We start from the raw sequence: 21,136 nt of genomic DNA on the forward strand, positions 1-21,136 counted from the left end.
TCGTTATCCGCGGGCGAGCCGGGATCGAACGACCTCCTGCGAAGGCCGGTTGCGGTCCGCGCTTTCGCTGCGAGGCCGGAGATGTATAACTCCGCTGCATGACCCTGACCGCAGAGCTCTATTTCAGCTTCCGCTCGCCTTATAGCTACCTCGCGGTCGGGCGCTATCGCGCGATGACCGAGAAATACGATCTCGACATTGCGCTGCGCCCCGTCTGGCCGCTGGCAATCCGCGAACCCGATTTCTTCGAGCGCAACCATCCCAACTGGCTCGGCTACACGATGCGCGACATGCTGCGCGTGGCGCAGTTCCATGATATTCCCTTCGGTGCACCACGACCCGATCCGATCGTGCAGGATGTCGCGACGCGCAGGATCGCTGCCGACCAACCGCATATCCGCCGGGTCACCCGCATGGGACAGGCTGCGGCACGGCGAAGATCCGGTCTGCCCTTCGCGCATGAAGCGGGCCAGTTGATCTGGGGCGGACAGGAAAATTGGCACGAGGGCGATCATCTCGGCGGCGCGCTCGCCCGGGCCGGTCTCGATCCGGCCGAGATCGAACGCGAAGTCACCGCGCAGCCCGATGCGCTCGACGCCGAGATCGCCGCTAACCAGGATGCGCTCGAGGCGGCAGGTCACTGGGGTGTGCCCACCCTTGTGTTCGACGGTGAACCGTTCTTCGGGCAGGACCGTATCGAAATGGTCCGCTGGAGAATGGACCAGAAGGGGCTGACAGAACGATGAACACCGAATTCTTCGACAGCTTCGACGGTACGCGGCTGGCGCTGCATCGACACGGGGAAGGGCGGCCGTTCGTGCTGCTTCACGGCCTGTTCTCCAGTGCGGCGATGAACTGGATCAAATGGGGGCATCACGAAGCGATCGCGGCGCAGGGTTATGAAGTTCTCATGCTCGATTTCCGCGTCCACGGCGAAAGCGCCGCACCCCATGATCCCGAGAGCTATCCCGGCAACGTGTTGGTGCGCGACGTGGCCGCGCTGGTCGATCATCTCGGACTGGAGGATTACGACCTCGGCGGCTTCTCGCTCGGCGCGCGCACCTCGCTGCACGCAGTAGCGCACGGCGTGTTGACGCCCGCGCATCTGGTGATCGGGGGGATGGGGACCGCGGGGCTTGGCGAATGGCAGCGCCGCGCGGCCAAGTTCCGCCGCGTGATCGACGAATTCGATGCCATCCCCAAAGGCGATCCCGATTATTTCTCGATGCAGTTCCTCAAGTCGCAAGGGGTCGATCGCGTGGCGGCACGGTTGCTGCTCGACACCATGCCCGACCTCGATCTCGCCTTGCTGGACAACATCACCATGCCGACGCTGGTGGTGTGTGGTGACGAAGATCGCGACAATGGTTCGGCGGAGGAACTGGCCGGACTTCTGCCCGATGCCGACTTCGTCGAGGTGCCGGGAACGCACATGAGCAGCGTGACCAAGCCCGATCTCGGACAGGCGATCGCCGAATGGCTGGGGCGGCAGGCATGAACGCGGCGGCCCCGGAACTGCGCTGGTGGTTGTGGGGCCTCTTCGCTTTCGTGGTGGTGATAGGATTGGGCGCCGGGGTCACCGCACCAGACCCGGTCACATTCGGGATCACCGATCACCAGGCGGCAGGCACCGCCGCGCGGGTCGACGCGATCCAGACGCAATGGCGTGAGGGCGGGGTGCGCCCGCTGGCCGTCCTCGCGATGATCGGCGATCTCGTCTTCATCGCAATCTACGGCTGGGGCAGTTGGCGCGCTGGCCGCAGCTTCATGCCGGCGGGCGGCAGGGTCCGGGTCATCGGCGCATTCATTGCCGCTGCGGCGCTGGTATTCGTGCTGACCGATTATACCGAAACGGTGCTCCAGATCATCCAGCTCATCGCCGACAAGGGATCGGATCCCCTCGCTGCGTCCGCCGCCACCGCGCGGCCCTTCAAGGTAATCGCTTGGATCGTCACTTTCGTCGGCGTGCCGGTAGCGCTGGTCATGCGACGGATCGATGCTGGGCCGCTTGATTAACCCGCGCTGCAGGTGCAATCCGGTAGCACGTGAAACCACATCATCGTTTCTGAGAGGTCCTGCATGAAATTCGCAACCGTCGCGCTCTCCGCGCTCGCCGTCTCGCTGGCCACGCCCGCAATGGCCGACCATCACGCTGCCGGAACCGAGGCGGCGGCCAGCGCCTACCCGATGACGCCGCAGGGTGCGGCCGACTGGGTGGCCATGGTCGAGAAAGACATGTTCGATTTCTCGGTCGAATACGGGCGCGTGCTGTGGCTCAACAACACTTACATCGTCCATGACAGCGACCAGCTCGCGGCGAAATACGGCGCCGAGGCGACCGAGAAGTCGGTCCGCTACGCCAATGAAGCGGCGAAATATGCGCGCGTCGAGGGGCTCGATGCCGAGGTCGCGCGCAAACTCGACATCCTGCGCAACGGCATCGTCATGCCCGCTCCGGTCCGCGATGGCGCGGCGACCGAGCTGAACGAAATCGCAACCAAGCTCGGCTCGGCCTATGGCAAGGGCAAGGGCACGCTCAATGGCGAGGAAATCAACGGCAGCGACATCGAGGCCGAGATGGGCAACCTCGATCGCACCCCCGCTGAACTGGCCGAGATGTGGGCCAGCTGGCACGACAATGTTGGTGCGCCCATGCGCGGCGACTACCAGCGCATGATCGCCATCGCCAACGAAGGATCGAAAGAGCTCGGTTTCGCGGATCTCGGCGCGATGTGGCGCTCGAACTACGATATGGACCCCGACCAGTTCGCGGCCGAGACCGAACGCATGTGGCAGGAAGTGAAGCCGCTCTACATGGCGCTGCACACTTATGTCCGCGGCAAGCTCAACGCCAAGTACGGCGCTGAAGTCCAGCCCGCCACCGGCCCGATTCGCGCCGATCTGCTCGGCAATATGTGGGCGCAGGAATGGGGCAATATCTATCCGCTGGTCGCGCCCGAGGGAGCCGGCGACATCGGTTACGACCTCACCGACCTGATCACCGCCAAGGGTCTCGACGAGATCGAGATGGTCCGGACCGGTGAGCAGTTCTTCTCCTCGCTCGGTTTCGAGCCGCTGCCGGAAACTTTCTGGGAACGCAGCCAGTTCGTGAAGCCGCAGGACCGCGAGGTCGTATGTCACGCCAGCGCGTGGGACGTGGACAATGTCGACGACCTGCGCATCAAGATGTGCATCAAGAAGAACGCGGACGATTTCATCACGATCCACCACGAGCTGGGCCACAACTATTACCAGCGCGCCTACAACCAGCAGGACTATCTGCACCTCAACGGCGCCAATGACGGGTTCCACGAGGCCATCGGCGACATGATCGCGCTGTCGATCACGCCCGAATACCTGGTGCAGATCGACATGCTCGACGAGGCGGACGTGCCCAGCGCGGACAAGGACATCGGCCTGCTGCTGCGTCAGGCGATGGACAAGGTCGCCTTCCTGCCCTTCGGCCTGATGGTCGATCGCTATCGCTGGGGCCTGTTCGACGGTTCGATTCCCGCGGATCAGCTCAACAAGGGCTGGAACGACCTGCGGCTCGAATATCAGGGCATCGTACCCCCGGTCGAGCGCGACGAAAGCGGTTTCGATGCGGGCGCCAAGTACCATATCCCCGGCAACGTACCGTACACGCGCTACTTCCTTGCGCGGATCCTGCAGTTCCAGTTCTTCAAGGCCGCATGCGATCAGGCGGGCTGGGAAGGGCCGCTGCATCGCTGCTCGTTCTACGGCAATGAGGAAGTCGGCAAGAACCTCAACGCGATGCTCGAAATGGGCGCGAGCAAGCCGTGGCCCGATGCGCTCGAAGCCTTCACCGGCGAACGTCAGATGAGCGGCGCAGCGATGGCCGAGTATTTCGCCCCGCTCAAGGCTTGGCTCGACGAGCAGAACGCGGGTATGGCCGAAGGGTGGTAAGCCGTATCGCCCTACTCCTCGCCCTGCCGCTGGCGGTCGCCTGTGCGCCCGTCGCGGGGGGCGAGGACGCGCTCGCACCGCCGCAGGAGGCAAGCGTGCCGGGTGCACTGTTCGTCGCAGGCAAGTTCGGCAACACCTTGTCGAAGGTCGATCTCGCTAGCGGCTCGGTGACGATCACGGTCGGTAGCTGCGCCAATCCGCACGAACTGGCGACTTCACCCGATGCGGTGCATGTCGCGCTTGCCTGCTATGGCGGACAGAGTGTGGATGTGTTCCGCACGTCCGATCTGGCGAAGGTGACACGCATCGATCTGGGCGATGGCGCGCGTCCGCATGGCATCGTGTGGCACGCCAATGGCGATCTCTACGCCACTGCCGAGGGGCGCCGTTCGATCTTCTGGATCCGCGATCCACTCGGCCAGGCCGACACCTTCGAATATGCCTCGGGCCAGGACGGCACGCATATGCTCGCGGTCGCGCCCAACGGCAATCATGCGTGGACGACCAATCTGGGATCGCGCACGGTCAGCCTGATCGATCTCGAGACGCGGCGCGCACCGCGCTCGGTCGAGGTGGGCGAGGAGCCCGAAGGCATCTGGCTTTCGGACGATGGCGAAACGCTGTGGGTGTCCGCACGCAAGTCGGATGCTGCCTTCAAACTCGACCCGCAGACGCTTGCGGTTCGCCAGCGGATCGCCACCGGTCGCTTTCCCCTGCGTATAACGCTACGGCCGCAAGGCGATTATGCCGTGACGTCCGATCTTGCAGATGGCGCGCTGAGCGTGATCGACACCGCTAGCGGTGAAGTCGTGCGTACCATCGTCGTTTCAAGCGTCGAAGAAGCGATGGAGCGGACGCAGGTAACCATACTGTTCTCACCCGATGGCGAGCGGATCTACGTGGCCGAAACCACTGCGAACACGATCGCCGAAGTCGATTTCGCCAGCGGGCGCGTTTTGCGGCGGCTGCCGGGCGAGGGCGGCGGCGACGGAATTGCCATCATCGAATGAGCGTGAAGCGCAAGGAACTCCCGGTGGTGGGCTGGCGCGAATTGGTCCACCTTCCCGAACTCGGGCTGCACGCCGTTCCCGCGAAGATCGATACGGGCGCGCGCACCTCCTCGCTGCACGGCACGGTGCTCGAGGAATTCGAGCGTGACGGTGAGCGATACGTCCGCTTCGCAGTCGATTTCGCACAGCAGCACGTCAGGCAGGTGTGCGAGGCGGTGCATGTCGATGTTCGTGGGATCACCAGTTCGAATGGCGAAACCCAGCGCCGCTATGTTATCAAGACGCCATTGAAGATCGGCGGCGTGGAGTTTCGAGCCGAGATCAGCCTTGCCGACCGGCGCGACATGCGCTTCCCGATGCTGATCGGCCGTTCGTCGCTGCGCCGTCGTTTTGTAGTCGACAGCGGCTATTCTTGGCTGCAGACGCCGGAAATGAAGGTCACGAAAGGCCACAAACCATGAAAATCGCGATGCTGGCGCGCAATCCGAATCTTTATTCGCACCGCCGCTTGCAGGAAGCGGCGGAGGATCGCGGACACCAGTTCGACATCCTCAACACGCTGCGCTGCACGGTGCATATCGCCAGTCACAAGCCCGAGGTGTTCTACAATGGCGAGCCTTGCATCGGCTACGATGCGGTAATCCCGCGGATCGGTGCGTCGATTACCAATTACGGTCTCGCCATCCTGCGCCAGTTCGAGATGCGGGGTTGCTGGCCGCTCAACGAAAGCGTCGCGATCGGGCGCAGCCGCGACAAGCTGCGCAGCATGCAGATCCTCGCCAAGCACGGGCTGGGCCTGCCGCTGACCGCCTATGCCAACGATCCCAAGGCAGCCGAAGAGATCATCAAGGCGGTCAAGGGGCCGCCGGTGGTGATCAAGCTGCTGGAAGGCACTCAGGGCATCGGTGTCGTCCTTGCCGAAACGATGTCATCGGCCAAATCGGTGATCGAGGCGTTCCGCGGCGCCAACGTCAACATCCTGGTACAGGAGTTCATCAAGGAAGCGGGCGGTACCGACATTCGCGCGCTGGTGGTCGGCGGCAAGGTGGTCGCGGCGATGAAGCGCACTGGTGCGCCCGACGATTTCCGCAGCAACCTCCACCGTGGCGGCAGCGCGCAGCTGATCAAGATCACCCCCGAGGAACGCAGCACCGCCGTTCGCGCGGCCAAGCGCATGGGGCTGAATGTCTGCGGCGTCGACATGCTGCGGTCCAATCACGGCCCCGTGATCATGGAGGTAAACAGTTCGCCCGGGCTCGAGGGCATCGAGAACGCCACGGGCAAGGACATTGCCGGGATGATCATCGATTTCATCGAGAAGAGCGCCAAGGACGGCAAGACCAAGACCAAGGGGCAAGGATGACGCAGGAAGCCGGATAGGGCCTCGGCAAGGGCCCTTGGATAATTGACAATCCGTTTAAAGGCTTCGCTTCGCAATAGTCCATGACGAGCCTGGACCTGCGACGATCCGGCCTAGCGCGTGTCAAATTCCGACAAATAGCGCCTCTCACGCATTGCGCGCCATCAGGCCGCCGTCGACCGGGATCACCGCGCCGGTAATATAGCTGGCCGCGGGAAGTACCAGCGACAACGTCATATGCGCGACCTCTTCGGGATCGCCATAGCGTTTGAGCGCGGTCCGCCGCTTGGCATAAATAATCTTGTGCTCATCGGGCACAGCCTCGGTCATCGCCGTGCGGATCGGGCCGGGACAGATGCAATTCACCGTGATGCCTTCGGGGCCCAGATCGACCGCCAGCCCTCGGGTAAGGCCGGTGACACCCGTCTTGGCAGCGATATAGGGCGTGTCGCCGGGCGTCGCGCCCAGTCCCTCGGTGCTGGCGATGTTAACGATACGCGGTGCGTCGCTCGCGCGCAGGTAGGGCAGTGCCGCGCGCACCATGCGCTGATGCGCCGTCAGCATCACCGCGAGCGCACGGTGCCAGATCTCCTCGTAGCCATCGTCGTTGAGGGCGCAGAAACTCGACACGCCGGCGTTGTTGACGAGGATGTCGACGCCGCCGAAATCGGCGGCGATCCGGCTTACCACCTGCGTGATCGCGTCCTTGTCAGACACGTCGAGCGCAAAGGCGCGCGCGCCTTTGCCGCATTCCGCCGCCACCGTTTCGCACGCGCCCAGATCGAGGTCGGTCACCGCAACTTGCGCGCCTTCGGCTGCAAATAGCCGGGCGGTGGCGGCGCCCATGCCGCTGGCGGCACCGGTCACGATCGCCACCCGCCCAGCGATCGAGCGCGAGCGGTCCGGTGTCTTGGTCATGCAGTCTCTCCCTTGTCGGGGGAAAGGTTACCTGAACGGCGGCTCGTTGAAAGCGCGCAGCTTGCGGCTGTGCAGGCGCGGGCCTTCCTCCTTGAGCAGCTTGCAGGCCGTCACCCCGATCTGGAGGTGCGCCGCAATCGCTTCCTCGTAGAAAGCATTGGCCTGGCCCGGCAGCTTGATCTCGCCGTGCAGCGGCTTGTCCGACACGCACAGCAGCGTGCCGTAGGGTACGCGGAAGCGATACCCCTGGCCCGCGATCGTGGCGCTTTCCATATCGACGCCGACCGCGCGGCTAAGGCTCATGCGCTTGGCCGATTGCGTGAAGCGCAGTTCCCAGTTGCGATCGTCGGTGGTGACGACGGTGCCGGTACGCATGCGCTTCTTGAGGTCCGCGCCATGTTCGCCCGAGACCTGCTCCGCCGCGCCGGCAAGCGCCTGCTGCACTTCGGCGATCGCTGGCAGCGGGATTTCGGGCGGCAGCACCGGGTCGAGCACGTGATCATCGCGCAGATAGGCGTGCGCGAGCACGTAATCGCCGATCTTCTGGCTGGGACGCAGGCCCCCGCAGTGGCCGATCATCAGCCACGCTTCGGGACGCAGCACGGCGAGGTGATCGCAGATCGTCTTGGCGTTGGAGGGCCCGACGCCGATATTGACCAGCGTGATGCCTTCGCGATTGGGCCCGACCAGGTGGTAGGCGGGCATCTGGTGACGCCGCCACGCAGTATCCGACAGTTGCGCGCGCGCATTGTCGGTCTTTTCGGTCAGCATCAGCCCGCCTGCGCCGGCCAGCGCGGTATAGCCGTTCGATCCCAACTGCGCGCCTGCCCAGTCAACGAATTCATCGACATAGCGGTGATAGTTGGTGAACAGGATGAATCGCTGGAAGTGATCGGTGCTGGTGCCGGTGTAATGGGCCAGCCGCGCGAGGCTGAAGTCGGTACGCAGCCCGTCGAACAGCGACAGCGGGATCGGGTCCTCGTCGTTCTCGAGCACGATGCCATCGGCCAGTTCGTCGCCGATGTCGGCCAGTTCGGTCGACGGGAAGTGGCGTGCAATCAGATTGGGATCGACCCCGACCAGTTCCGCACCGGCTTCGCCGTCGAGCACGTAGGGGAAAGGGATCTCCTGCTTGGAAGATCCCACTTCGAGTTCGACCTCGTAATTCTCGTCGATCAGTTCGAGTTGTTCGCGCAGGTAATCGCGGAACAGGACGGGGCGCGTCACCGTGGTCGTGTACAGACCTGGTGCATTGAGCCGACCGAAGGCGCGATTGCGGTCCTCGGGCTGGTCGCCGCCGCGAAAACGCAGGCGCAGTTCGGGATAGGCATAACTGCCGTCGCTGCGGCGCTCGGGTGCGGGGAGGATGCGTTCGCGACCGAAGGCGATGACATCTTCGCGCAGCCGCGCGACGGCAGCGTCGTAGATCTTCTCGAGCCGATCGAGTGTTTGTTCGATTGATTCCATGGGCGTTTCTCCTGCCTCTTGTTGTTTTCGGATTTGCGTCGCCGCCCAACATAGGGTGCGTTCGCGGTTCTTACAAAAAGGGCGCGGCGACCGAAGCCACCGCGCCCTGTTTGTCTGTCGTACGAAACGAAGATCAGCCCTCGGCGGTCTCTTCGCCAGCGTCTGCTTCGTCGCCTTCGCCTTCGAGCATGTCGGCGGGGATTTCGCCGGGCTCGAGCGTCGAATCGATGCGGTTGGCTTCGGCCTGCTCTTCGATCTCGCGCTGCTCGTCTTCGAACATCTGCGCCATCACGTCGATGCCCTGGCTCTGCAGTTCGGCTTCGTCGTCCGAACGAGCGACATTGGCCTTGATCGTGACCGAGACTTCGGGGTGCAGGTCGATGCGGACTTCATGCATGCCGATCGACTTGATCGGGTCACCCATGATGACCTGCTTCTTGTCGATCTCGTGGCCCTTTTCGCCAAGCGAAGCAGCGATGTCGCGGACATTGACCGAACCGTAAAGCTGGCCGGTGTTCGACGCGGCGCGGATCAGGACGATTTCCTCGCCGGCGACCTTTTCGCCTGACTTTTCGGCTTCGGTACGACGCTCGGCGTTTTCCTTTTCCAGGCGGTCGCGGTTCGCCTCGAAGACCTTCTTGTTGGCTTCGTTGGCGCGCAGCGCCTTCTTCTGCGGGAGCAGGAAGTTGCGGGCATAGCCGTCCTTCACGGTGACGACGTCACCGATCGAGCCGAGCTTTTCGATCCTCTGAAGGAGAATGATATCCATCGAAGTTCTCCTTACTTCACGATGTACGGCAGCAGGCCGATGTGGCGCGCGCGCTTGATGGCCTTGGCCAGTTCACGCTGCTTCTTCGCGCTGACGGCGGTGATGCGGCTGGGGACGATCTTGCCACGCTCGGACATGAAGCCCTGCAGCAGGCGCACATCCTTGTAGTCGATCGCGGGGGCGTTCTTGCCCGAGAAGGGGCAGGACTTGCGGCGGCGGAAAAACGGGCGGGCCATCAGTTACGCTCCTCGCGGTCGCGGCGCTTCTTCGCATCGCGCTCGTTCTTGCGCATCATCACGCTGGGGCCTTCCTCGTGCTCGTCGACGCGGATGGTCATGTAGCGGATGACGTCTTCATTGATGCGGGTCTGGCGCTCGAGCTCCTGCACGACGGCGCCGGGGCCCTCGATGTTGAGCATCACGAAATGCGCCTTGCGGTTGCGGTCGATCTTGTAGGCGAGGTTCTTGAGGCCCCAGGTCTCCGTCTTGGTGACCTTGCCTTCGTTCTTCTCGACAATCTCGGTAGCGGTGGCGGCGAGCTGGTCGACCTGAGCCTGGCTCAGATCCTGTCGCGCCAAGAAAACATGCTCGTATAGAGCCATGCCCTTGTCCTTTCACATGTGGCCGATCGCTGGCTTGTCCGCGGGATTGCGGGGCCCCTCCGGCTTTCTTCGACATCCCGGCGAATCCGGCGGGCCGGACACGAGGGATGCGCGCACATAGCGGGATTGGCGGGGATTGCAAGCCAAGTTCGGGGCTTGGCACGCGGGAACGCTGCGGGCAGGGCGGTATTGCATGTGCAACGAAGGAGCAAGACGTGCCCGGTGGATTAGTAGCCCTGCTTGACGACGTATCGATCATCGCCCGGACGGCCGCCGCCTCGATCGACGATATCGGTGTCGCAGCATCCAAGGCGGGATCGAAGACCGCCGGCGTCGTGATCGACGATGCGGCGGTCACGCCGAGCTATGTCACCGGCCTCAGCCCCGCACGCGAGCTGCCGATCATCTGGAACATCACCAAGGGCAGCCTGAAGAACAAGCTGATCATCCTGCTGCCCGGCGCGCTACTGCTGAGCTGGCTGCTGCCCAGCGCGATCCTCTTCATCCTGATGGCGGGCGGCGCCTACCTCTCCTACGAAGGCGCGGAGAAGGTCATGGAAAAGCTCGGCGGGCAAAAGCACGGCCTCACCGTCGAAGACGAGATCGTCGATCCGGTGGCATTCGAAAAGCAGCGCGTTTCCGGGGCGATCCGCACCGACCTGATCCTGTCGGCCGAGATCATGGCGATCACGCTGAACGAAGTCGCGGCCGAGGATTTCATCGTCCGCGCGGGCGTGCTGGCGATTGTCGGCATCGCCGTGACGCTGGTGGTCTATGGCTCGGTGGCGCTGATCGTGAAGCTCGACGATATCGGACTGCACCTGCGCGAGAAATCCTCGCAGGCGGCGCAGGCGTTCGGCCAGTTTCTTGTCAATTCGGTGCCCTACCTGCTGACGACGCTGTCCTTCGTCGGCACCATCGCCATGCTGTGGGTTGGCGGCGGGATCATCCTGCACAGCCTGCATGAGCTCGGACTGCACGGCCCCTCGGACTGGGCGCATGGCCTGCAACACACGGTCGAGGCGGTGACCGGCGGGCTGTCGGGCATTCTGGGCTGGGCGACTTATGCGGGCCTCTCTGCTCTGGCGGGGCTCGTGCTCGGCGTGGTGATCGCGCTGCTGGTGCACAATGTCTTCAAGCTCGGTCAGACGCATGCCGAGCACTGAGTTGCCGGTCCTCTACACCTGTGCAGGATCGCGTGGGCTGCGCGCGACTTGGGCGGCGGAAGAAGCGGGCGTCGCGATCGACCTGCGGTTGTTGCCGTTCCCGCCGCGTTTCCAGGCGCCCGAGTTTCTCGAGATCAACCCGCTGGGCACCGTTCCCATGCTGGTCGATGGTGAAACCGCAATGACCGAAAGTTGCGCGATTGCGCATTATCTGGCGAGCAAGGGGAGCGATCGCTCACTGGTGGTGGAGCCGGACGAGGCGGATTTTGCCGCCTATCTCGACTTTACCTATCACGCGGATGCCACGATCACCTTCCCGCAAACCGTCTACATGCGGTTCGCGCTGTTCGAGAAGGACAAGGGCTGGGGCGAGGCGGGACAGGCCTATGCAAAGTGGTTCTGGAAACGGCTCGTCAAGCTCGAGCAAAGGCTCGAGAGCCGCGAATATCTGTGCGCCGACCGCTTTACCGTTGCGGATATTTGTTGCGGCTACGCGCTCATCCTTGCGCGCAAGGTCGGCCTCGACGAAGGCGTTCCGGCAACGCTCAAGGCCTATCGCGAGCGGCTGACCGCGCGTGAAGGCTACTTCCGCGCCGTCGAACGCGAGGCCGCCGGACCCGCGGCGATCTAGGCCAGCCGGTCGAACAGGTCGCGGGCGAAGGCGCTCAACGTATCGTCGCGCGCACCCATGATGACGATCCGGTCGCCGGGGCGAGCGATCTGCGCCAGCCGATCGCCGACTGCGCTGCGCTCGGCTATGTGTTCGGCATGACCACCGGCCTGTTCGACCAGCGCGACGATCCGTTCGCTGCCCTCGCTGCGGTCGACCGTGCCCCCGAAATAGACCGGATTGCATAGGAACACGCGGTCTTGCTCGTCGAGTTCGCTAGCGAAGGTCTGCGCCAATTCCTCGCCCATTTGCCGCAAGGGGCCGTATCCATGCGGCTGGAAGAAGGCGAGAACGCGCCCCGGATGCGCCTTGAGCGTCCGCAAGGTCGCCGCACACTTCTCGGGATTGTGGCCGAAGTCGTCGATCACCGTAATGCCCGACGGGCTGGAGCCGATCACGTCGAAACGCCGGGCAAGACCGTCGAACCCGGCCAGGGCCTCGACCGCCTTCGCCACCGGGATCCCGGCAGCGGCGGCACCCGCAATGGCGGCAAGCGCGTTGGACAGATTGTGTCGGCCGGGAAGGTTGAGCGTCAGCGCGTGCTCGCTGCCATCGTGCCGGTCGATCACCAGCGCGGCCTGGCGCATGGGACCTTCGGCGAGCGACCCTGCGACGACGCCGATCTGCGCCTTCTCCTGCGCGATGCCGAAGGTGATCACTTCCTTCGCCAGCGGCAGCAGCGCAAGCGCTTCAGGATCGTCGGCATTGATAACGGCGATGCGGCTGCGCGAGAGATAGTCTCCGAACAGCTGTCGCAGTTCCTCCATGCTCTTGTGGTCGAGGCTGACGTTGAGCAGTACGCCGACCGCAGGGCGATAGAGCGCGATCGAACCGTCGCTTTCGTCGACTTCGCTGACATAGAGGCTCTGTCCGCCGACGACGGCGCTGGCATAGGGCCGGTCGGGCGCGACGAAATTCTTCATCACCGCGCCGTTCATGATCGTGGGTTCGCGGCCGCAGGCTTGGAGGATCCAGCCCAGCATGCCGGTAACGGTCGACTTTCCGCTGGTCCCCGCAACCGCCAGCCCGGCGCCGCTGGTGTTGAACAGGATCGAATTGAGCTCGGCTCGGGTGAGCCGCAGGCATTCGAGTTCGCGAGCGCGGCGTGCGTCGGGCACGCTGTCTTCTACCGCGGCGCTGGCGACGAGGATCTGTTCACCCGATACGATGCCGCTGCCGTCTTGCGGGTGGAGGCCGAAGCCCTGCGCTTCGAGTGCAGCAAATTTGTCCGGCATGCGGCCCTGGTCGCGGCTGCGGTCCGAACCCTCGACCGTGCAGTCACGGCCGCGCAGGATCTGCGCCAGCGGCAGCATTCCCGATCCGCCGATGCCGCAAAAGAAGAACGGGCGCGCGAAGAGTTCATCTGGAGTGGGCATATCGCTCATTCGCGTGCAGCTATTGAGTTGTGTCGCCCGACACAAGCGCGCTAGCACGCGCGAATGGTCAGAATTGCGATCTGTGCACCTGGAAAACGGCTCAAGCGCGACCGCGCCGATATGGTCGAGGCGCTGGCGGCGGGACGTGACGACGTGTCGCTGCATTTCCATGAACAGTGTTTCGCCGAAGACGGGCATTTTGCTGGTGACGATGGCGTGCGGTTGCGCGCGCTGGTCGACTGCGCGAACGATCCCGCCTTCGATGCCGTGTGGTTCGCGATGGGCGGCTATGGCTCGAACCGGATCGCAGCGCAGGCAATCGCGCAGATGAATGCGGCGGCGCGGGCGAAATCCTACCTCGGCTATTCGGACACCGGCTTCCTGCTCGGCGCGCTTTACCGCGACGGCATCGGACGGGTGGCGCATGGGCCGCTGGCTGGCGACATCCGGCGCGAGGGCGGGGAGAGGGCCGTCGAACGTGCGCTGGACTGGCTGAAGGGGCATGTTTCCGGGCTCGAACCGGGTCTCGACGAACGCCCGGCGGTCGCATTCAACCTCACCACGCTGGCGATGCTCGTCGGGACCGATCTCGCGCCCGACCTCGGGGGGCATGTGGTCCTGATCGAGGAAGTGGCCGAGCATCTCTATGCGGTCGACCGGATGCTGTTCCATGTTACGCAGCACCTGAAAGGCATCGCGGGGCTACGTCTCGGCCGGATCAGCGATGTGCCGGAAAACGACCGGCCCTTTGGAACGGACGAGGTCGCCATCGTCGAAGATTGGTGCGCGCGCAGCGGCATTCCCTATCTCGGCCGCGCCGACATCGGCCACGACGCTGCCAACAAGATTGTCCCCTTCGGGCTTGAGGCACGCGTCCCACGGGCCTAGGCGCGCCCACGAGGAGATATCGATGACTGCATTTATCTTTCCCGGTCAGGGCAGCCAGAAGGTCGGCATGGGCGTCGAACTCGCCGAAGCCAGCGCGCATGCCCGCGAGGTGTTCGAAGAGGTCGACGAGGCGCTCAAGCAGAAGCTGTCGGCGTTGATGAAGGACGGCCCGGAGAGCGAGCTTACCATGACTGCCAATGCGCAGCCCGCGATAATGGCCAATTCGGTTGCCACCGCGCGCGTGCTGGAGAAGGACTTCGGGATCGTGCTGGCCGACAAGGCCGAATGTGTCGCCGGCCATTCGCTCGGCGAATACAGTGCGCTGTGCGCCGCGGGTGCGTTCTCGCTGACGGATACCGCCAAGCTCCTTCGCCTGCGCGGCATTGCGATGCAGGACGCGGTGCCGATCGGTGTGGGCGCGATGGCCGCATTGCTGGGTGCCGATATCGAGAAGGCCAGCGCGCTGGCCGAAGCCGCTGCCGAAGGGCAGGTGTGCGAAGTCGCGAATGACAACGACCCGACGCAGGTGGTCATCTCGGGTCACGCCGAGGCCATCGAACGCGCGATTGCGCTGGCGAAGGATCACGGCATCAAGCGCGGTATCAAGCTGCCCGTCTCTGCACCCTTCCATTGCTCGCTCATGGGCCCCGCAGCGCTGCGGATGAAGAATGCGCTGGCAGAAACTCCGCCGCAGGCCTTCGCCGTGCCGATCTACGCCAATGTCACTGCAACCCGCGTTACCGACCCGGCGGAAGAACAGGGATTGCTCGTCGAACAGATTACGGGGCGCGTCCGCTGGCGCGAAAGCGTGCTGGCCATGCATGACGCAGGCATTGCGCGCTTCGTTGAAATAGGCGGCAAGGTGCTCGCCCCGATGGTCGGGCGCATCGCCAAGGAAGCCGAAACCGTCAGCCTCGTGACGATGGAAGACCTCGAGAATTTCGCCAAGGAGAACGCATGATGTTCAGTCTCGAAGGAAAGACCGCTCTGGTTACCGGTGCCAGCGGCGGGATAGGTTCGTCGATCGCCTATGCGCTGGCCAAGCAGGGTGCGCGGCTCGCGCTGTCGGGATCGAATGCCGACAAGCTGCGCGCCTTTCGCGAGCAGCTCAACGACGAGTTCGGGCACGACCATGTCGAGATTACCTGCGATCTTTCCAATCCGACGCAGGTAGAGGAGCTGATCCCGGCCACCGTCGACACGCTGGGCCGCATGGACATCCTCGTCAACAACGCCGGCATCACGCGCGACAATCTCGCGATGCGGATGAAGGACGAGGAATGGGACCAGGTGATCCGCATCAATCTCGAAGCCAGCTTCCGCCTGATGCGGGCTAGCGCGCGGCCGATGATGAAAGCCAAGGGCGGGCGGATCATTTCGATCACCAGCGTGGTCGGGCACACCGGCAACCCCGGCCAGATGAACTACACAGCGGCGAAGGCGGGCCTCACCGCGATGTCGAAGAGCCTCGCGCAGGAACTGGCCAGCCGCAACATCACTGTGAATTGCGTCGCGCCCGGCTTCATCCGCACTGCGATGACTGATGCGCTGACCGACGACCAGAAAAGCGCGATCAATTCTCGGATCCCCATGGGCCGTATGGGCGAGGGCGAGGAAATCGGTGCCGCAGTCGCCTATCTCGCCAGTGACGAGGCCGCCTATGTCACCGGCCAGACGCTGCATGTGAACGGCGGCATGGCGATGCCGGGCTGAGACGCCCCAGCGGGCGCGACCCGGGCGCGACCCGGGCGCGACCCGGGCGCAGGGGCCCGGTCCGCCTCGCGGACACTCGCAAACGCCGTATATGGTCTTCCCGAAGCGATAAACGCCCACTTTTCCCCAAGGAAATCGGACGCGGGCGGCTTGCGGCTTGCTCCACCCGAGCGCCCCGCTAGGGTGACCGTTCATATTCCGGCGCTGCAGGGGCGATTCCGGCCCTGCCTGCGCCCTAGAGGGACGAAAGTAGGACCATGAAGGCCACCATCGAACGCGCGACGCTGCTGCGTTGTCTCAGTCACGTCCAGTCGGTTGTGGAACGCCGCAACACCATTCCGATCCTGTCGAATGTGCTGATCGAGGCGGAAGGCGATAATTCGCTGCGCGTCATGGCCACCGACCTCGATCTCCAGGTGATCGAGCACATGGACGCGAATGTCGACAGCGCAGGCTCGATAACCGTGTCGGCGCATCTGCTGTTCGATATCGCCCGAAAGCTCCCCGACGGATCGCAGGTCAGCCTCGAAGCGGCCGAGAACCGCATGGCGATCAAGGCCGGGCGCAGCCGTTTCTCGTTGCCCACGCTCCCGCGCGACGACTTCCCGGTGATCGTCGAGGGTGATCTACCGACCAGCTTCGAATTGTCTGCCAAGACCTTGGCCGAGCTGATCGACCGGACACGCTTCGCCATCTCGACCGAAGAGACGCGTTACTATCTCAACGGGATATTCTTCCACGTTTCGGACGACAGCGAGCCGGTACTCAAGGCCGCCGCGACCGACGGCCACCGCCTTGCGCGCTTCACCTTGCCGCGGCCCGACGGTGCAGAGGGCATGCCCGATGTGATCGTCCCGCGGAAGGCCGTGGCCGAGCTTCGCAAGCTGCTGGAAGAATCGCTCGATGGCAATGTCCAGATCGATCTGTCGGCCAGCAAGGTCCGCTTCACGCTTGGTGGGGAAGGCGGCGTGGTTCTCACCAGCAAGCTGATCGACGGCACGTTCCCCGATTATTCGCGTGTTATCCCAACGGGTAATGACAAGCTCCTCAAGCTTGATCCGAAGAGCTTCCACGAGGGGGTCGACCGTGTCGCGACGATCGCCACCGAGAAGACCCGTGCGGTCAAGATGGGGCTCGACAAGGACAAGGTGACGCTGACCGTCACCAGTCCGGACAACGGCAGCGCAACCGAGGAACTGCCCGCCGAATATGGCGCCGATGGTTTCGAGATCGGCTTCAACGCGGGCTATCTGAAGGATATTCTCAACCAGATCGATGCCGACACGGTGGAGATCCATCTGGCGGATGCGGGCGCGCCCACGCTGATCCGCAAGGACGAGAATTCGCCTGCGCTTTATGTCCTGATGCCGATGCGCGTCTAAGCGCTCGCATTGCCGCGCGCCTGCCGCTAGCGTCCTCCCCGCAAAGGGAGGATTTCGAATGCAGCAGGTCCACGTCCGCAAGGATTCCATCGGCGAGACCGAACTGGTTGAAACCGCGCAAGGGCCACTGGCCGCGGGCGCAGTGCGGCTTGCGATCGAGAGCTTTTCGGTCACTGCGAACAATGTGACCTATGCCGTGGTCGGTGACGGCTTCGGATACTGGAACTTCTTCCCCGCGCCCGATGGTCGGGGCATCGTTCCCATGTGGGGCCATGCGCGGGTGATCGAGAGCAACCATCCCGAGGTCGCGGTGGACGAACGCGTCTACGGCTATCTGCCCATGGCAACCCATCTCGACGTGGTCCCCGACAAGGTCAGCGCCGCGGGGTTCACCGACATGGCCGAACACCGGCAGCCGATGAGCCCGGTTTACAACAGCTACACGCGCCTCGCAGCCGATCCCGAACACGATCCCGCGCGCGAGGGAGAACGAATGATCTTCGGACCGCTGTTCAAGACGGGCTTCCTGATCGAATATTTCATGCGTTCGGAAAGCTGGTTCGGCGCGCGCCAGGCAATCCTCACCAGCGCATCGTCCAAGACCGCGATGGGGCTGGCGAGCGTCGCCAAGCACCGTTCGCCCGATATCCGTCGTATCGGTCTGACTTCGGCGGGCAATGCCGGGTTCGTCAAGGACAGCGGGCTGTATGACGAAGTGTTCGCCTATGACGATGTCGGCAAGATTGCCGGCGAGCCCAGCGTGTCGGTGGACTTCGCGGGCAACGCCGGGTTGCTAAAAAGCCTGCATGAACATCTCGGCAGTGCGCTGGCCTATTCATGCCTCGTCGGTGCAACGCATATCGAGCAACGCGAGGGCGGCACGGGTGACATCCCCGGGCCGACGCCAACGCTGTTCTTCGCCCCCGACCATGCGGTCGCGCTGTTCAAGCAGGTCGGACCCGAGGATGCGGGGCGCCAGATGGCCGAAAGCTGGCGCGGCTTCCTTGCCGACGCGGGCGACAGCGTCACGATCGAGCGCAAACAGGGTCTCGCCGCCGCTCGCGATGTCTTTGTGCACATGGTGGCGGGCAGGGTGGACCCTGCCAAGGGAATCGTGATCGAGCCCTAGATCTCGATCGCGATCTTTCCGAAATGTCCGCCGCTTTCCTGGTGGCGGAACGCCTCGGCGAGATCCTCGAGCGTGAACGTGTCGCTGATGACCGGCTTGATTCCATTCGCCTCGATCGCGGCGATCATATCCTGCTGCATCCGGCGACTGCCCACGGTCAGCCCCTGAACGGTGAGGTTCTTGGAAAAGAGCACCGCCGTCTGAACCGGGCCGGCGAAGCCTGCGAGCACGCCGATCAATGCGATGTGTCCGCCCACGCGGGTGGCCAGCATCGACTGGTCGAGCGTTTCCGCGCCGCCGATCTCCACCACGCAGTCGACCCCGCGACCGCCGGTGATCTCGAGCGCCTTGGGGCCCCAGGCCTCCACTTCCTTGTAGTTGATGAGGTGGTCGGCGCCCATCGCCTTGACGCGTTCGAGCTTCTCGTCGGAGGAACTGGTGGCGATCACCGTTGCGCCTGCGGCCTTGGCAAATTGCAATGCGAAGATCGAGACGCCGCCGGTACCCTGGACCAGCACCGTGTCCCCCGGCTTGAGCGCATAATCGACGAACAGGGCGCGCCATGCAGTCAACCCGGCGCAGGTCAGCGTCGCCGCTTCGGCATGGCTGTATCCCCGCGGCGCGCGCGTGAACCAGTGCGTAGGCGCAGTCACCGCATCGCGTGCGTAGCCATCGATCCCGTCGCCCGGGACCCGGGTGAAGGCACTCGAAGGAGGACCACCGTCCAGCCAATCGGGAAAGAAGGTGCTGACGACGTGGTCGCCGACGGCGAATTCGCTGACCCCGTCGCCGACAGCCGTTACCACACCCGCGCCATCGGACATCGGAATGCGCCCCTGCGCGGTCGGGATCATGCCCTTGACCACGGCATAGTCGTGGTAGTTGAGCGAACTGGCCTTGAGATCGACGGTAATCTCTCCGGGGCCGGGAGCCGCCGCTTCGTCGAGTTCTGTCACTTCGAGTGCTTCGAGCGTGGAGGGCGTCGCGCCCGTGCGGATCGCTCTCATTCGGCCGCCTCCAGCAGTTCTGCTCGCTGCGGGCCGCGGATCAGGCCGCCGGGTGCTTCACCGGTCCACTGCCCTTCTCGGAAGGTGACCTTGCCGTTCTTGATCGTCGCAATGTAGCCGTCGGCTTTCTGAAGCAGGCGCTTGCCGCCCGCGGGCAGGTCGAAGGCGAGCCAGGGTTTGCCCAGCCTGATCCGGTCCATGTCGATGATGTTGAGATCAGCCAGATAGCCCGGCGCTAGGATCCCGCGATCCTCCAACCCGTATAGCCGGGCTGTGTCGCTGCATTGGCGCTTGACGGCGTTCTCCAATCCGATCGTGCCGCGCGCCCGATCGCGCACCCAATGCTGCAACATGAAGGTGGGTGAAGCTGCGTCGCAGATGGTGCCACAGTGTGCCCCGCCGTCGGACAGCGAATTCACCGTGTCGTCGGACTGCTGGAGATCCATCAGGAAGTCCAGGTTGCCGTCGGCGTAGTTCAGGATCGGCAAGTAGATGAAGCCCTTGCCATCATCGCTGCACAGCAGGTCGTAGGCATATTCGTCGCCCGACATGCCCACCGCCTTGGCGCGTTCGAGTATGCTTTCCTGTGCAGTGGGTTCGTAATTGAAATCGGGGTCCATTTCGAACTGCATGTTCCAGCCGCCGCAGACCACCATGATCAGACCCATGATGTCCTGATTGACCTCCGAAAAGTCGTGCTGCTCGGCCAGGATACGCGCCTTGAACTCGGGATCGAAGAGCTTCGCCTTCTGCTCTTCCCACGGCAGGTCCTCGATTTCCTTCCAGCTCGGCTTCAGCCGGAAAGGGTGTACCGTTCCCTGCCAGGCCATGACGATGCCGTTGCCGCGCAAGGCAATCTGCGCGACGATATTGGCGCCATTGTCGTTTTCGGCGCGCATGCTGGCGATTTGTTCGTCGAGCGGCAGTTCCTTGGCGATCGATTGCAGCGCAGCAAAAGTGACGGGTAGGCCGGTTTCGCGGCTCATCTTGCCCATCCAGCCGAATTCGTCCCATTCGCGCATCATGTCGCTCGCCATTTCGAACACGCCGTGGCCCGCACGGCCCATCGCGCGGCCGATGGCGACGAGTTCCTCGGCGGTGGCGGTGGTGCCGGGCACCACTTCGCCATCGATATCGCGATGCAGCACGGTGCGCGACGTCGAAAAGCCGAGCGCGCCTGCACGCACGCCTTCCTCGACGATGCGCCCCATTTCCTCGATGTCCTTTTCGGTCGGCACCGCGCCGGGGCGCTCGCGCTCGCCGAGCACGTAGGCCCGCACCGAACCGTGCGGCACATGCGTTCCCACATCGACCGTGCGTGGCAATTTCTCCAGCGCGTCGAGATACTCGGGGAAGGTTTCCCAGTCCCATTTCATCCCTTCGGCCAGCGCGGTGCCGGGAATATCCTCGACGCCTTCCATCAGGCCGATGAGCCATTCATGCTTGTCGCGCTTGGCGGGTGCGAAACCGACGCCGCAATTGCCCATGACGACCGTCGTCACGCCATGCCAGCTCGAGGGCGCCATTTCCTGGTCCCAGGTCGCCTGGCCATCGTAATGCGTATGGATGTCGACGAAGCCGGGTGTGACCAGATGACCGCCTGCATCGATCTCCTCGGCGGCATCGCCACCGACTTCTCCGACTTGGGCAATGAGCCCGTCCTTGATGGCGATATCGCCGGCAAACCGGTCCTGTCCGGTTCCATCGACGATGGTCCCGTTGCGGATGATCAGATCATATGCGGGCATGTTTG

General features: G+C 63.9%; 22 protein-coding genes. 14 read left to right on the forward strand and 8 right to left on the reverse strand.

What is annotated here, in order from left to right; genetic code table 11:
* Positions 1-98 precede the first annotated feature (98 nt).
* From FHS69_RS01445 to rimK, 7 genes are all read left to right on the forward strand, one after another.
* A complete protein-coding gene (locus FHS69_RS01445; protein WP_166775975.1) occupies positions 99-746 on the forward strand; it encodes a 2-hydroxychromene-2-carboxylate isomerase in 648 nt (215 codons plus the stop codon).
* Entirely contained in the window at positions 743-1,498 is a 756-nt protein-coding gene (locus FHS69_RS01450) for an alpha/beta fold hydrolase (RefSeq protein ID WP_166775977.1), read from the forward strand. Before FHS69_RS01445 ends, FHS69_RS01450 begins: the two co-directional genes overlap by 4 nt.
* Positions 1,495-2,016 (forward strand): hypothetical protein, encoded by a 522-nt coding sequence (locus FHS69_RS01455; RefSeq protein ID WP_166775979.1) that lies wholly within the window; start codon positions 1,495-1,497, stop codon positions 2,014-2,016. The genes FHS69_RS01450 and FHS69_RS01455 overlap by 4 nt, the downstream gene beginning before the upstream one ends.
* A 63-nt stretch (positions 2,017-2,079) precedes the next feature.
* Entirely contained in the window at positions 2,080-3,927 is a 1,848-nt protein-coding gene (locus FHS69_RS01460; protein WP_166775981.1) for a M2 family metallopeptidase, read from the forward strand.
* A complete protein-coding gene (locus tag FHS69_RS01465; RefSeq protein WP_166775983.1) occupies positions 3,921-4,937 on the forward strand; it encodes a beta-propeller fold lactonase family protein in 1,017 nt (338 codons plus the stop codon). The genes FHS69_RS01460 and FHS69_RS01465 overlap by 7 nt, the downstream gene beginning before the upstream one ends.
* Positions 4,934-5,398 (forward strand): ATP-dependent zinc protease family protein, encoded by a 465-nt coding sequence (locus FHS69_RS01470; RefSeq protein WP_067469002.1) that lies wholly within the window; start codon positions 4,934-4,936, stop codon positions 5,396-5,398. The genes FHS69_RS01465 and FHS69_RS01470 overlap by 4 nt, the downstream gene beginning before the upstream one ends.
* The gene (gene rimK, locus FHS69_RS01475) at positions 5,395-6,300 is read left to right on the forward strand and encodes a 30S ribosomal protein S6--L-glutamate ligase (RefSeq protein ID WP_166775985.1); all 906 of its coding nucleotides are present in this window, start codon (positions 5,395-5,397) and stop codon (positions 6,298-6,300) included. Before FHS69_RS01470 ends, rimK begins: the two co-directional genes overlap by 4 nt.
* 144 nt (positions 6,301-6,444) lie before the next feature.
* Here the strand turns inward: rimK and FHS69_RS01480 are convergent, their stop codons facing one another.
* From FHS69_RS01480 to rpsF, 5 genes are all read right to left on the reverse strand, one after another.
* Positions 6,445-7,215, reverse strand: a complete 771-nt coding sequence (locus FHS69_RS01480) for an SDR family NAD(P)-dependent oxidoreductase (protein ID WP_166775986.1) — start codon at positions 7,213-7,215, stop codon at positions 6,445-6,447.
* A gap of 27 nt (positions 7,216-7,242) precedes the next feature.
* Positions 7,243-8,715, reverse strand: a complete 1,473-nt coding sequence (locus FHS69_RS01485) for an AMP nucleosidase (protein WP_224801704.1) — start codon at positions 8,713-8,715, stop codon at positions 7,243-7,245.
* 100 nt (positions 8,716-8,815) lie between these two features.
* Positions 8,816-9,451 (reverse strand): 50S ribosomal protein L9, encoded by a 636-nt coding sequence (rplI, locus tag FHS69_RS01490; protein ID WP_067500700.1) that lies wholly within the window; start codon positions 9,449-9,451, stop codon positions 8,816-8,818.
* Positions 9,452-9,462: 11 nt separating this feature from the next.
* Entirely contained in the window at positions 9,463-9,687 is a 225-nt protein-coding gene (gene rpsR / locus FHS69_RS01495; RefSeq protein WP_094062939.1) for a 30S ribosomal protein S18, read from the reverse strand.
* The gene (rpsF, locus tag FHS69_RS01500) at positions 9,687-10,052 is read right to left on the reverse strand and encodes a 30S ribosomal protein S6 (RefSeq protein WP_067468983.1); all 366 of its coding nucleotides are present in this window, start codon (positions 10,050-10,052) and stop codon (positions 9,687-9,689) included. Before rpsF ends, rpsR begins: the two co-directional genes overlap by 1 nt.
* Positions 10,053-10,267: 215 nt before the next feature.
* Here rpsF and FHS69_RS01505 point away from each other — a divergent pair, with 215 nt between their 5' ends.
* Together FHS69_RS01505 and FHS69_RS01510 are read left to right on the forward strand one after the other, a co-directional pair.
* Positions 10,268-11,218, forward strand: coding sequence for a DUF808 domain-containing protein (locus tag FHS69_RS01505; protein ID WP_067671031.1), 951 nt, complete (start codon positions 10,268-10,270; stop codon positions 11,216-11,218).
* The gene (locus FHS69_RS01510; protein WP_166775988.1) at positions 11,205-11,849 is read left to right on the forward strand and encodes a glutathione S-transferase family protein; all 645 of its coding nucleotides are present in this window, start codon (positions 11,205-11,207) and stop codon (positions 11,847-11,849) included. Before FHS69_RS01505 ends, FHS69_RS01510 begins: the two co-directional genes overlap by 14 nt.
* Here FHS69_RS01510 and FHS69_RS01515 read toward each other — a convergent pair.
* Positions 11,846-13,273, reverse strand: a complete 1,428-nt coding sequence (locus FHS69_RS01515) for a glutamate ligase domain-containing protein (protein ID WP_166775990.1) — start codon at positions 13,271-13,273, stop codon at positions 11,846-11,848. The two genes, FHS69_RS01510 and FHS69_RS01515, sit on opposite strands and share 4 nt — an antisense overlap.
* 54 nt (positions 13,274-13,327) lie before the next feature.
* Here FHS69_RS01515 and FHS69_RS01520 point away from each other — a divergent pair, with 54 nt between their 5' ends.
* The 5 genes from FHS69_RS01520 to FHS69_RS01540 all read left to right on the forward strand — a co-directional run bounded on the left by FHS69_RS01520 (position 13,328) and on the right by FHS69_RS01540 (position 18,376).
* Entirely contained in the window at positions 13,328-14,152 is an 825-nt protein-coding gene (locus FHS69_RS01520; protein WP_166775992.1) for an LD-carboxypeptidase, read from the forward strand.
* 22 nt (positions 14,153-14,174) lie between these two features.
* Positions 14,175-15,113, forward strand: a complete 939-nt coding sequence (gene fabD, locus FHS69_RS01525; protein ID WP_067500709.1) for an ACP S-malonyltransferase — start codon at positions 14,175-14,177, stop codon at positions 15,111-15,113.
* On the forward strand, positions 15,113-15,865 hold the full coding sequence (gene fabG, locus FHS69_RS01530; protein WP_067469073.1) for a 3-oxoacyl-[acyl-carrier-protein] reductase: 753 nt from the start codon (positions 15,113-15,115) through the stop codon (positions 15,863-15,865). Before fabD ends, fabG begins: the two co-directional genes overlap by 1 nt.
* Positions 15,866-16,122: 257 nt before the next feature.
* On the forward strand, positions 16,123-17,247 hold the full coding sequence (dnaN, locus tag FHS69_RS01535; protein ID WP_166775994.1) for a DNA polymerase III subunit beta: 1,125 nt from the start codon (positions 16,123-16,125) through the stop codon (positions 17,245-17,247).
* A 58-nt stretch (positions 17,248-17,305) separates the two neighbouring features.
* Complete coding sequence (locus FHS69_RS01540) at positions 17,306-18,376, forward strand: DUF2855 family protein (RefSeq protein WP_166775996.1); 1,071 nt, start codon at positions 17,306-17,308, stop codon at positions 18,374-18,376.
* On the opposite strand, the gene FHS69_RS01545 is transcribed toward FHS69_RS01540, so the two are convergent.
* Together FHS69_RS01545 and FHS69_RS01550 are read right to left on the reverse strand one after the other, a co-directional pair.
* Positions 18,373-19,383: a zinc-dependent alcohol dehydrogenase family protein gene (locus FHS69_RS01545; RefSeq protein WP_166775998.1), complete on the reverse strand. Its 1,011-nt coding sequence runs from the start codon at positions 19,381-19,383 to the stop codon at positions 18,373-18,375. The two genes, FHS69_RS01540 and FHS69_RS01545, sit on opposite strands and share 4 nt — an antisense overlap.
* Positions 19,380-21,131, reverse strand: a complete 1,752-nt coding sequence (locus tag FHS69_RS01550; RefSeq protein ID WP_166776000.1) for an N-acyl-D-amino-acid deacylase family protein — start codon at positions 21,129-21,131, stop codon at positions 19,380-19,382. The genes FHS69_RS01545 and FHS69_RS01550 overlap by 4 nt, the downstream gene beginning before the upstream one ends.
* Between the last annotated feature and the right edge of the window lie 5 nt (positions 21,132-21,136).

Source organism: Qipengyuania flava (assembly GCF_011762005.1).
Taxonomy (GTDB): domain Bacteria; phylum Pseudomonadota; class Alphaproteobacteria; order Sphingomonadales; family Sphingomonadaceae; genus Qipengyuania; species Qipengyuania flava.

Bases quoted from the DNA above. Each gene is read 5' to 3' on its own strand.
- rplI (WP_067500700.1), bottom strand. From the start codon at position 9,451: ATGGATATCATTCTCCTTCAGAGGATCGAAAAGCTCGGCTCGATCGGT.
- FHS69_RS01460 (WP_166775981.1), top strand. From the start codon at position 2,080: ATGAAATTCGCAACCGTCGCGCTCTCCGCGCTCGCCGTCTCGCTGGCC.
- FHS69_RS01520 (WP_166775992.1), top strand. From the start codon at position 13,328: ATGGTCAGAATTGCGATCTGTGCACCTGGAAAACGGCTCAAGCGCGAC.
- FHS69_RS01545 (WP_166775998.1), bottom strand. From the start codon at position 19,383: ATGAGAGCGATCCGCACGGGCGCGACGCCCTCCACGCTCGAAGCACTC.
- fabD (WP_067500709.1), top strand. From the start codon at position 14,175: ATGACTGCATTTATCTTTCCCGGTCAGGGCAGCCAGAAGGTCGGCATG.
- FHS69_RS01445 (WP_166775975.1), top strand. From the start codon at position 99: ATGACCCTGACCGCAGAGCTCTATTTCAGCTTCCGCTCGCCTTATAGC.
- dnaN (WP_166775994.1), top strand. From the start codon at position 16,123: ATGAAGGCCACCATCGAACGCGCGACGCTGCTGCGTTGTCTCAGTCAC.
- fabG (WP_067469073.1), top strand. From the start codon at position 15,113: ATGTTCAGTCTCGAAGGAAAGACCGCTCTGGTTACCGGTGCCAGCGGC.
- FHS69_RS01540 (WP_166775996.1), top strand. From the start codon at position 17,306: ATGCAGCAGGTCCACGTCCGCAAGGATTCCATCGGCGAGACCGAACTG.
- rpsR (WP_094062939.1), bottom strand. From the start codon at position 9,687: ATGGCCCGCCCGTTTTTCCGCCGCCGCAAGTCCTGCCCCTTCTCGGGC.
- FHS69_RS01470 (WP_067469002.1), top strand. From the start codon at position 4,934: ATGAGCGTGAAGCGCAAGGAACTCCCGGTGGTGGGCTGGCGCGAATTG.
- FHS69_RS01480 (WP_166775986.1), bottom strand. From the start codon at position 7,215: ATGACCAAGACACCGGACCGCTCGCGCTCGATCGCTGGGCGGGTGGCG.
- FHS69_RS01450 (WP_166775977.1), top strand. From the start codon at position 743: ATGAACACCGAATTCTTCGACAGCTTCGACGGTACGCGGCTGGCGCTG.
- FHS69_RS01455 (WP_166775979.1), top strand. From the start codon at position 1,495: ATGAACGCGGCGGCCCCGGAACTGCGCTGGTGGTTGTGGGGCCTCTTC.
- FHS69_RS01550 (WP_166776000.1), bottom strand. From the start codon at position 21,131: ATGCCCGCATATGATCTGATCATCCGCAACGGGACCATCGTCGATGGA.
- FHS69_RS01510 (WP_166775988.1), top strand. From the start codon at position 11,205: ATGCCGAGCACTGAGTTGCCGGTCCTCTACACCTGTGCAGGATCGCGT.
- rimK (WP_166775985.1), top strand. From the start codon at position 5,395: ATGAAAATCGCGATGCTGGCGCGCAATCCGAATCTTTATTCGCACCGC.
- rpsF (WP_067468983.1), bottom strand. From the start codon at position 10,052: ATGGCTCTATACGAGCATGTTTTCTTGGCGCGACAGGATCTGAGCCAG.
- FHS69_RS01515 (WP_166775990.1), bottom strand. From the start codon at position 13,273: ATGAGCGATATGCCCACTCCAGATGAACTCTTCGCGCGCCCGTTCTTC.